9 protein-coding genes are annotated in these 11,199 nt (G+C 51.4%); 3 read left to right on the top strand and 6 right to left on the bottom strand.

What is annotated here, in order from left to right; translation table 11 throughout:
* Together AC4GL5_RS14635 and AC4GL5_RS14630 are read left to right on the top strand one after the other, a co-directional pair.
* Positions 1-701: LysR substrate-binding domain-containing protein (locus AC4GL5_RS14635; RefSeq protein ID WP_490383535.1), on the top strand; the 701-nt coding region annotated here is incomplete at its 5' end.
* Positions 701-1,534, top strand: coding sequence for a helix-turn-helix transcriptional regulator (locus tag AC4GL5_RS14630; RefSeq protein ID WP_490383534.1), 834 nt, complete (start codon positions 701-703; stop codon positions 1,532-1,534). The genes AC4GL5_RS14635 and AC4GL5_RS14630, both read left to right, overlap by 1 nt.
* 130 nt (positions 1,535-1,664) lie before the next feature.
* Here the strand turns inward: AC4GL5_RS14630 and AC4GL5_RS14625 are convergent, their stop codons facing one another.
* The 4 genes from AC4GL5_RS14625 to lhpI form a co-directional block, all read right to left on the bottom strand.
* A complete protein-coding gene (locus tag AC4GL5_RS14625) occupies positions 1,665-3,962 on the bottom strand; it encodes a bifunctional diguanylate cyclase/phosphodiesterase (RefSeq protein WP_490383533.1) in 2,298 nt (765 codons plus the stop codon).
* A gap of 276 nt (positions 3,963-4,238) precedes the next feature.
* Positions 4,239-5,513, bottom strand: a complete 1,275-nt coding sequence (locus tag AC4GL5_RS14620; protein WP_490383532.1) for an NAD(P)/FAD-dependent oxidoreductase — start codon at positions 5,511-5,513, stop codon at positions 4,239-4,241.
* 2 nt (positions 5,514-5,515) lie between these two features.
* A complete protein-coding gene (nhaC, locus tag AC4GL5_RS14615) occupies positions 5,516-6,979 on the bottom strand; it encodes a Na+/H+ antiporter NhaC (RefSeq protein ID WP_490383531.1) in 1,464 nt (487 codons plus the stop codon).
* Positions 6,980-7,120: 141 nt separating this feature from the next.
* The gene (gene lhpI / locus AC4GL5_RS14610) at positions 7,121-8,095 is read right to left on the bottom strand and encodes a bifunctional Delta(1)-pyrroline-2-carboxylate/Delta(1)-piperideine-2-carboxylate reductase (RefSeq protein WP_490383530.1); all 975 of its coding nucleotides are present in this window, start codon (positions 8,093-8,095) and stop codon (positions 7,121-7,123) included.
* Between the two features lie 197 nt (positions 8,096-8,292).
* Here lhpI and AC4GL5_RS14605 point away from each other — a divergent pair, with 197 nt between their 5' ends.
* On the top strand, positions 8,293-9,111 hold the full coding sequence (locus AC4GL5_RS14605; RefSeq protein ID WP_490383529.1) for a helix-turn-helix domain-containing protein: 819 nt from the start codon (positions 8,293-8,295) through the stop codon (positions 9,109-9,111).
* On the opposite strand, the gene AC4GL5_RS14600 is transcribed toward AC4GL5_RS14605, so the two are convergent.
* Both AC4GL5_RS14600 and AC4GL5_RS14595 read right to left on the bottom strand, forming a co-directional pair.
* On the bottom strand, positions 9,108-10,265 hold the full coding sequence (locus tag AC4GL5_RS14600) for an alpha-hydroxy acid oxidase (RefSeq protein ID WP_490383528.1): 1,158 nt from the start codon (positions 10,263-10,265) through the stop codon (positions 9,108-9,110). The genes AC4GL5_RS14605 and AC4GL5_RS14600 overlap by 4 nt on opposite strands.
* 202 nt (positions 10,266-10,467) lie before the next feature.
* On the bottom strand, positions 10,468-11,196 hold the full coding sequence (locus tag AC4GL5_RS14595) for a 3'-5' exonuclease (protein ID WP_490383527.1): 729 nt from the start codon (positions 11,194-11,196) through the stop codon (positions 10,468-10,470).
* Positions 11,197-11,199 lie beyond the last annotated feature (3 nt).

Below are 11,199 nucleotides of genomic sequence, written 5' to 3'. Positions count from 1 at the left end.
GACTGCTGCAGCTGGATGAAGCGATTATCAGCAGCCACAGCTTTATTCCGGAAAAAGAGGTCAGAGAGTTTCGGATCGGAATCACTGACTTTATGATCAATGAGCTGGTCCCCTATCTGGTTCGTGCGGTTAACGAGCAGGCTCCGGGCATCAGCTTTAATATCCTCTACACCAAAATATCCAGCCCCGAAATGGCCTACAAGCTTCTGCAGGAGCAGGAATTGGATCTGGCCATCACACAATTTGAATACCTGCCACAACACAACGCCTGTTATGAGCAGCTGTACGAAGACCAATTGATGTGTGTGGGTGACGAAAGAGTTTATGGTGACAAAGAAGCCCTGAGTCCTGAGGAGTTTCTGTCGCCTCCTCATGTGGCTCTGTCACACCGGGAAGATGAACCTATTCTGGTAAACCGAAAGCTTATCTCCCTGGGTATGAAGCGCAAGGTCGTTGTTAAAACGCCTTATATTGCCACCCTGCCCGCGATTTTGAGCGGCACCAATATGATTACCGTTATTACCGAATACGGTGCCCGCCTGATCTGTCCGGGGTCATCACTTAAGGCATACCAGATGCCGATCGACTTTGATCCGCTGCATGTTTGCCAGATCTGGGAAGCGCGCAAAGCAGATGATCCTGGCATCCATTGGTTACGCACCGTGGTACGCAACTGCCTTCAGGAACGGGGGCTAAGCTGATGACATCCCGTGGACAAGCCAAAGTCGCTCAGTATCTTTACTACACCGAGCAGCCGGACTGGCGGCAGATGGATAGCCTGACAGATATCCGCCAAGCCCTCCAGAGCCTGGCGAATGGTATCGGCTTTGATACCGCAAGCCTGATTTATGCACCTGTCGGCGAGCTGCCAAACCGGACACCGGGCCCGGTGTATCCTCTGGTGACCGTGGGCAACGACAACCTGCATTGGCTGAAACAGTGGCGGGAGAGAACAGAGCACAGTGAAGACAACCCCCTAAGCCATCGTCTGTCTCCAACCTGGAAACATACACTGCAGCACACTCTGCCTCAGCGCTTCGATCTGGCGCACCCGGAGAAATGGAGTAACAACCTGACTATGGCAGATCAGCGCTGGCTGAGTGCTCTCTACGATTATGGTTTTCAGGAGCTTTGTGTGACACCGGTTCACTTCCCCGGTCGTGAATATGTCGCCCTCTCCTGTCTGTCTCACCGGAGCAATCCGACCCCTCCGGAGTTTTCAGAACAGACACAGGCCAATCTGCTTTACAGCACCCATCGTCTGGCCCACATCTGTCTGCAACCGGAATTTGCTCAACTGCGCCAGAGCGACAGCGCAACCCCCTTGCTGTCCAAACGGGAACAGGAATGCCTGTACTGGGCGGCCCAGGGCAAATCTGCGGTGGAAACCGCCTCAATTCTGGCACTGCAACCGGAAACCGTTCGCACCTATCTGAAAGCCTTACTGAAGAAACTACAGGCGGATAACAAACCCCAGGCGATCGCTATCGCCTATGAAACCGGGCTATTGGGCAATCGCGCAGGGAGCGGATAGCACCGACAGTAAGAGCACCGGCAGCAAAAGAACCGACAGTTAAAATATCAGCAGTTAAATGAAAGCACGGGCCTCTAAGTACGGTCATTAAAGATAGCACCCGTGCGCCGGAGAGCCTTAAGCCCTCGCCTTAGCAATCAGGTTTAACGCCGTCTGATATCTCATTCAGGAAAACCCTCAGATCTTCCGCCTTCATCGGGCGGGCATAGAGGTATCCCTGAAAGCGGTCACAGCCAAAGCGGGATAAGAGATTCGCCTGTTCCCGGGTTTCCACCCCCTCTGCCAACACCGCCATTTCGTAATTTTTACCAATGGCGATGATGTTCTGAATCATCTTACGGGCGGCATCATCATTCAGGATATTATCGACAAAACTCTTATCGATCTTCAGCTCATCCACGGGCAGTGCCCGCAGCATACTCAGTGACGAGTAGCCGGTTCCGAAGTCATCCATAGAGATCTGAATCCCCATGTCATGTATCTGCTGCAGCAAAGGCAGAATGTAATCCAGGTCTTCAATAAAGAGGCTTTCGGTGATTTCAAGGGAGATAAAAACTTTACTCAGACCGGAAACCTCTATCGCATCCAGTAGCAGCGCCATAAAGTTGGCCTGCATAAACTGGCGCACAGAGATGTTTATAGAGACATGGAATTCCGCCCCCACATCAAGCTGCACCTCTCTCATCTCATTCAGAGAACGACGCAGAACAAACTCACCTAAACGTGGCATCAGGCCAGAGGCTTCAGCAATGGCGATAAACTTGTCCGGCGGAACAAAACCCAATTCGTCATTCTGCCAACGTACCAGAGCCTCCACACCGTAAAGCTTGCCTTGCTGGTCGATCTGCGGCTGATACACCATAAAGAGCTCATCCTGATCCAGACCTTTTCGTAGCTGCTGCTCAACAACCAGTTTATGCAGATAGTCCGTTTGCATCTCATCGGCAAAAATACGCACGCTGTTTTTGTGCTTTTTCGCTTCGTACATGGCGATATCGGATGCCCGAAGCAGGCTGTCCAGATCAGTACCATGCAAGGGGTATTTCGCGATACCAATACTGGCCCCCAGAGTAAAGTTGATACCCTCCACCTGATACTGGCGGGACAATGCCGAAATAATGCTCCGTGCTGTACTCAATAACTCCTGATCATCTGTTTCATGAACCAGAATCAGAAACTCATCCCCGCCCTGACGGATCAGGGTAGCCTCGGATGGTGTATTTTCCTGCAAACGCTTAGCCAGCTCTTTCAGCACCTCATCACCAAACTCGTGCCCGAAGCTGTCATTAACACTTTTAAAGTGATCCATATCGACAAAAAGCACACTGAAGTCCCGGGGTTTCTCCTGACCCAGCCACTCATCCTTATGCATCAACAGGTAACTGCGATTAGGCAGCTGCGTTAACGGGTCATGACTGGCCTGAAAAATAAGATCCTCCCGGCGCTGGTCCTCTGCTGAGGCGATCAGCTTAAATAGCCGATAGATCACCAACTGGCCCAAAACAAAGAAGACAAGGTAATAGAGAACGCTTTCAAAAAAATCATCATACAGCTTGGCCAGTTTTACCTCGGAAACAGTCCAGAGCTGATATTTTTTATCAAAACGGGCCACACCAACACTCTTCCAATGGGCGGTATTGATCTGAAAAGAAACCATGCTTTCCGTCTCTTTCAGGGACTCCAGCGATCTGTCGGTTTTTTTGAGCAGACTAGAGATTGCACGCTGCATCGATTCCGCTTTCACCGGACGCTCATAGGACAACTCCATCTCCTTACCTTCAGAGGAGTGGAATTGCGGATAGTGATCCACCGACCTCAGTAAGGTAATCCGGTTATACGGCTCCATATGAATCGAATTGCTGAAGAAACGCGACGCCCCTTTAATACGCAGACCTGCCGTCATCACGGCCAGCACTTTGCCATTGTTATCCCGCACAGCCTTACGGATTGGTATCACCCACTCGTTAAGCGCCGCCATAAAATAGGTGCGCCCCAACACCATAGAGTTGGATTCCAGCGCCAGCTGAAACGAATCACGACTGGCCTGTTGTTTCAGCAGGTTAGGCAAACGACTGGGGTTGAGGTTCGAACTGATAAACGTGAGCTTGCCTTCAGGATTTGCCAGACCAAAGCCAACAATCGCCGTATTCAGCGCCAATAACTGGTCCAGCAGGGGTTTGGTTTTCACCGTATCAGCAAAGTCCGGGTCTTTAATCAGCTCAGAGCCCAGAACATCCAGAATGATCTCCTGATTCACAAACAGCGAATGACTGGCATTGCTGACAAGACCGACAAGGTTTTCCTGCTTGAGGCGATAGTTTTCGTTGATATTCAGCCAACGGTAGTATGAGATGGTTATCAGGAAAAGCAGACTGCCACCGAAAAGCAGAATAAAAAGCGTCCAGATGTTTTTGCGAAGCAGTGCCATAGCAGATCCGTCGGAAAGAGGCGTGAAAACCAGAGATGTCAGCGCTCAGGACACCTATGAAACAAAATGTTACAAACTTACCGGAGCAAAACGACAGCGTCCAGCACGGCCATCAGAATAGTAACAAAACGGATTCATTATACAGCGACAGTGGCGTATAGCCGACAAAGAAGCTCACAAAAACCAAAAGACCAAAAAAAGCCGGACGTTGGCATATCCGGCTAAGACAGCTACCTGCACAGTAGCAGTAAAACGATGCGTTCAAGCTGGCCCGGGTCAGAAGCGGTTAACCCGAAAAGCCGCTCGACTCATAAAGCTTTCGCTTTGGGTCATAGTGGCAACCACCAGCTCTGCGGTTGCGGCCGCCTGCGTTAACCCCAGGTGCTGATTACCAAAGGCAAAACAGATCTGCGGATAACGGGGATGACAATCAATCACCGGTAGAGAGTCCGGTAAAGTTGGTCGATGCCCCATCCAGTTTTCAAAGCTGACACCCCCGCTTTTCGCGAGATCAGGCAACAGCTTTTGAGTATGATGTTTAAGCACCTCAAAGCGCTGGCCATTAGGGCCTTTTTTCAGACCGCCCAACTCTGTCATACCCACCGCTCTAAGACCGGAATCCAGCGGGCTTAAAACAAATTTGCGCTCTGCCGAGCCTATGGTGTGCTTAATACGATAAGCCTGGCCTGCTGCGGTAATGTGATAACCCCGCTCTGCCTCCAGCGGCACACTAAGCCCCAGCCGAGCCAACAGACTTTTACTCCAGGCCCCCGCAGAGATGATCGCTTTGCTACAGGTTATAATGTGCTCTCCCTCATCGGAAAAGACCTCAACATGCTGCTCTCCATGGGGGGTAACCTCGCCCACATCGACCTGTAAATGGCGACCGCCACGATGCTTAAAAGCTGCCAGTAGCTTCTGGCTCAGCTGATAGGGTTCTTTAACCCGGCAAGCCTCAGGATAAAAAAGCGCATGGCTTAATACCTGAGACATTTCAGGCTCCAGCTCCGCCAGCCGCTCCCCCTGAACCAGCTCACAGGGGATACCGCATTCAGCCATATAAGCAGCATGATCTTTCGCTTCCTGTAACTTATCAGCGGATTCCCAGACCAGTAAGTAGCCTTCTGCGACCAACTGATTCTCTTCGCCGATATCAGACAGGCTACGACGCCATGCCGGCACCGCTTCGCGATTCAACGTCATTAAAGCCTGATGGGCATGGGCTACCTGAGCAGGTGCAGCGGCTTTGATAAACCGGGTCAGCCAGGGCATCAACTTAGGAAGATGTCCCAAAGGCAAACAGAGCGGACCTTTAGGGTTAAGTAACATAGACGGTGCTTTCTTCAGAACCGCAGGCGTTGATAAGGGGTCCACCAGTTCTGTAGCGATATACCCGGCATTGCCGAAAGAAGCCCCCTTTCCGGGGGCCTCCCTATCGATCAGAGTCACCTGATAACCCTGCCTCTGCGCCTGAAGGGCGGAGCACAGACCAACAACGCCAGCACCAATCACCACTACTGATGGTTTTTCCATACGGTCAGACGCAGACATGATTACGCCCCCTCTGTCTCAGCCACGGCTGACGGTACTGAACCCCTGTCATCCGCGGAACATTTTAAGGAGAACAAGCCGGTCTGGGCATACAGAATCCCGATTACCGGCGACAACCAGCAGGCAAAAGCAAGAGGCGCATAAAGCAGGGCACTGTAATCACCACTCACCACAGTCAGGCCCAGCGTACCCATAACAAAAGCCCCACCGGCATTCCAGGGAATCAGCGGTGATACCAGGGTTCCACCCTCTTCAATAGCACGGGACAGGTTAAGACGGCTGTAGCCCAAACGGTCATACTCAGGACCATACATACGGCCCGGCAGCGCAATAGAAAGATACACATCACCGGAAACCGCATTAGTGGTCATGGAGGTCAGAATGGCATTGGTTTGCAGTCCTTTGAAGCCTTTGGTCAGACTGGTGATTTTAGCAACCACCGCTTCCAGGCAACGGGTACGTTCCAGAGCGCCACCAAATGCCAGCGCAAACATCATAAGAGTAACAACCCAGGTCATGGACGAAACACCACCACGGTTCAACAGGCTGTTCAGAGCGGGAGTACCCGCTTCAATTTTAAAACCGCTGTGTGCAAACGTCAGAAGTTCGTTCAGGTTGTAACCGTAGTTAAACCAGGCCACACAGGCACCCAGCACAAAGCCGATAAACAGAGCCGGAATCGGTGAGGTTTTAAAGAACGCCAGGCCCATTACAACGATAAGAGGCAACAGAGGCAAAAAGCCCAGATCAAAATTGTTAGCCAGACCCGCCTTAAAAGTTTCAATCTGTTCCAGCTGAGCAGACTGAGCAACATCACCACCCGCCAGCAGATAGATAACAAAGGCGATTAACATTGCCGGAATCGTGGTCGGCATCATATTTCTGATATGGCTGAACACGTTAGTTTCAGTCACCGCAGCCGCCAGATTGGTGGTATCAGACAGAGGCGAGATCTTGTCACCGAAGAAAGAGCCGGAAACCACAGCCCCGGCTGTCCAGTAAACAGGCACCTCAAAAGCCGTACCGATACCGATCAGAGCCAGACCTACCGTCCCCACGGTTGTCCAGCTGGAACCGATAGACAGAGAAACGACCGAACAAAGCAGCATCGTAGCAGCCAGGAACCAGGCAGGATCGATCAGCTCAAGTCCGTAGTAGATCAGGGTAGGTACCGTGCCACTGGCGATCCAGGTACTTAACAGCATGCCAACAACAATCAGGGTTGCAATTGAGGGCATAGCAACGTGTAAAACATGGAATGCACCGGATTCAATATCTTTCCAGCGATAACCCTGAGCCCAACCAACAATAGAGGTAATGGCAAAACCGATCGCCAGAGCGATATGCGGGGTAAAATCATCATAGTAAAAAATCTGTATTCCCAGCAGCGCAATCGTCAGCACGATAGGGATCAGCGCCACCGCCACGCTGGGCATAGGGATTTGGGTTTCATTATTGTTATGCATCTTTGAACTCCTGGACTTTGCGTCCTTATTATTCATTTTGACTAAAGAGGGTTCGTTAACGTCTTGCTTCGGAATGGATGAGCCGCATCGTTAATACCCGTGACACTCATACAAAAAAGGGCCTGTCGGCCCCAAAGGGCGTTACCCTTGTGGTTCGGTTGATGCTTGATTGGACTCATAAGCAAGAATGGCTGCCGCCAGATCTTCACGGGAATCCCCTACCGATTTAAACAGGGTGATCGCTTGCTCAGGATCATTCAGACCGGCACGGCCTTTATGCCCACCGGAGCACAGCTCAGAGAATTCCGCATGAATGTCTTCCGGCGTGATAGCCCCCTCTCGAATCGGAATAATCAGATCGCCGGTTTCGGACAGGCCACCAGCACGGGTATCAACAAAGACCTCGGCTTTCTGCATCGCGGTGTTATCCGTTTCCCGCATGGTCGGGGTAAAGCTACCAACCAGATCAAGGTGCGCACCGGCTTTAAGCCACTCACCTTTGATCAGTGGTTCAGTTGCCAGAGTGGCGCAACTGATCATATCCATCTGGCGGGCAGTATTTTCCAGCTGATCGACAGGACAGACCCGTGCATCGACACCCTGAGAAATCAGCTCTTCAACCAATGAAGCAGACGCGGCCTCATGGCGATCCCAAACCCAGACGGTTTCAATATTCCGCACACTCATGTGCGCCGGAATCAGATGTCGACCCATTCGGCCCGCACCCACCATTAGCAAGGTTTTAGTATCTTCCCGAGAAAGGTATTTGGAGGCTAAAGCAGAAGCCGCAGCAGTACGCAGTGCGGTAATACTGTTACCATCCAGCAAGGCAAGACTTTCACCGGTCAGACCATTGCTCAGGGTGTAATGGCTGGTAAGTCCCGGCATGTTTCGGCCACTATTGCCGGGAAAAACGTTTACCTGCTTAACACCCAGATATTTACCCGGAATCCAGGCGGGCATTAAAAGCAGGGTTGCTTCAGGTTCACCCGGAATATCCATAAAATGGTGGTGACGGACAGGGGCGCAAACGTCCTGAACAAAGATATCGTTCAGCGCAGCAATCAGGCGATCCCAGGGAAGTAAACGGCGTACATCTTCAGCATTGAGTTGCATAGCAAAATCTCTTATTGTTGGTCTTTCGTCTATGCTAGCAACATCAGCGAAGCGTTTTTGACCGAGAGTCTGTTGTTTTAGACTCAAACTCCGCACTTACTCCTGATACGGTTCTGTTTCTTTACAGAAACTGTTTTATTTTCTTATATCAGCAGCTTTGCAGCGGCTCATAGCTCCCAGAGGCAAATAGCTCCGAGATGAAAAGTCAGATTCGTCGAAATCTAATTGCACGCCAAAGCGGAGAACATCTGCACGATTTTTCGCAGATACTGATTGGCTGGCGCGGAGAGATGGCGTGTGAATTTTCCGAAGGGGGGAGTCATCTTAAAAACGGTCGCTATGCGATTGTTCCCGAACAGGAAGGCCATCTGTTCAGTGGCTTAAGCGATGACAGTGAATTGCTGGTTATTGATATCAACCCTGAAGACCCTCTGATTGTAGCGCTGGAAGACGCCAGTAATATCAAGCTTACCGACACCCTACTGCAGGCCGCGGAGTTTTCCACGCTACCTGCCGAGACGTCGCTCATTCTTGAATATACCGCCCTGAAGCTGAAGCAGAATACCGGCCTGAACTCTCAGCAACTTAACTGCCAGTTTATCCCTCTCTTGCTGATGCAGCTTTGGGAGCAGGCGTCATCTCACAATGATCAGCCGAATAACCCGGACTTAAAACGTAAACTGGATCTTGAACGTCTCAACCAGGTTATTGAGCAGCACATCGCCCGACAGCAATCGCTGGATAATCAGGCGTTGGCGGACCTGTTCCACCTGAGCGCCAGTCACTTTCACTGCCTGTTTCAGCGCCAGTTTGGTATGACACCCCAGGCTTATGTGATGGCACGACGCCTTGATAGAGTAAAAAGACTCCTGATGACCACAAGCCTGTCGTTATCGGTTATTGCCGAAGAAACAGGCTTTGCCGATGCCTCCAGTCTTTCAAGAGCCTATAAAAGGCACTTTGGGACAACGCCGGGAAAAGCCCGGCGTCTTTTGAGCCAAAAGCTCAGAACTTAACTGATTTTACGGATATGCTCTGGCCCAATCTGATCAATAGAAGAGCACCCGGCCAGAATCATACAACGCTCAAATTCAGACTTCAGTAGCGTCAGCGCACGGGTCACACCTTCCTCACCACCAGCAGAAAGCCCGCGAACGTAAGCCCGGCCCAGACTGCATGCATTGGCCCCCAGTGCCAGCGCTTTGAAGACATCCGTACCACGACGGATACCGCCATCCACAATAATCTCCATCTCAGGGCCAACGGCAGCCCGAACCTCTTCGACCAACTCAACAGGGGTCGGAGTACTATCCAGCTGACGGCCACCATGGTTCGACAAAATTACGGCACTGGCACCGATCTCTTTCGCTTTAACCGCATCCGCCGCAGACATAATGCCTTTAATAGCAAAAGGCCCGCCCCACTGTTCCACCATATTGCGGGCATCGTCCCAGGTCAGGTTCTTCTTGAAGAGTTTGCTCATGGCCTCAACAAACGCGTGAGAATCCCCCAGAGAAACCTTAGGCAGTTGAGGGAAATTCCCCATGTTGGCGCCATCGCTCAGCATGTACTGAACCAGCCATTTAGGCCGCATCATGTACTGAATCGTCGATTTCACCGTCAGGGTCGGTGGAATACTTAAGCCACTGCGGGCATCGCGCTCACGGTTGCCACCCACAATGGTATCGATGGTCAGTACCATGGCTTTAAAGCCTGCCGCTTTGGCTCGACGGTTCAGATCAGAAGCCAACGTTTCGTCATCCAGTACGTAAACCTGAAAGAACTTGTTGCCGTCACAGCTATTAGCAATCTGCTCTAATGAACGGTTTGAGAACGTAGAGGCGGTATAAGGCACACCAAACTGACTGGCGGCACGGGCACCAGCCAACTCCGCATCTTTTGGGCACATCATGCCGGAGAAGCCAGTGGCAGAGATATAAAACGGCTGCGCCGTTTCCACACCCATAATCCGGGTCTGGGTATCAATATGACTGACATCCTGCAGCGCCTTAGGCACGATCTGATAGCGCTGAAAACCACTACAGTTCCGGGCCAGTGTGACCTCATCATCAGCACCACCCTCAACATAGTCATAAACCGGCGTCGGGACTCTCTTCGCCGCAAGACGTGCCAGATCATCGATATTGATGCAGGATTTCAGATTACGCATAGGGATCAGTGCCTTCTTATAGTCAGGTCGCCGGAAGGGATCATACTCTACCGGACAATCAAATAGGGTAGACAAAATCATACGGCCTGATGGAGAGAGAGCAGATACCCTCTTTTGGGTGATCTTTGAAAAACAGGCTTCTTAAAATGCGACTAAAGCCGAAAGTAGTCACTTACATCGATAGAAAATTTTCTCGGGGAGATCAATGCCAGATCAGACGAATGGGGTCATCCGCATTAAAACGGTCGGCAACCTGCGCCTGCAGCAGCTCCGCAGAAGCCAGTGCATCGGTCAGAGCATGATGCGGTGCGTAATAAGGCAGGTTGTAGCGGGTTCGGCTGTCAGCCAGTCGTATCGACACCGGCTTTTTCCCCAGAAGCCGGGCAAACCAGCCCAGCGGGTGGTGACGATGAATTCTTGCCTCCAACTCCATGGTATCAACGACAGGAAAGACAACTCCCTCGCCGATCCTGGCCTTCAGAGCCGCGTGTAAAAAAGGCTGCTCAATCCCGCGATGATGTACGACAGCAACACGGCCCTTCAAAGCCTCCAGCAGCTGGGGAAGAACCCGACTCAGATCCGGTGCATCATCAATATCCGAATGGGTAATGCCGTGAATCACCACAGATTCAGCACTAAGAGGTTTGCCCGGATCAAGAATCCAGTGTCGGGACTGTCCGCAATAGATACGCTTTAAAGTAAAAGGCACCAGTCCGATGCTGACAATACCGTTCTTTTGCGGATTAAGTCCTGTGGTTTCAAAATCCATTGCGACAAAGGGCACCTGATCCAAGGGCGTATCCGGACTGATACAGCCGGCCTGATAAAAACTCTTCAGAAGCGGGTGCCGGGCCTGCTCTGCCAGTTTCTGAAAACGTTCCGGCCACTCGGGTAAAACCTTATCTTTTTTCTCAGGAATCAGGTGCAGCATCAG

This window comes from Oceanospirillum sp., assembly GCF_982874595.1.
The sequence above is the reverse complement of the archived record's forward strand: the minus strand, read 5'-3'. Positions and strand labels throughout refer to the sequence as shown.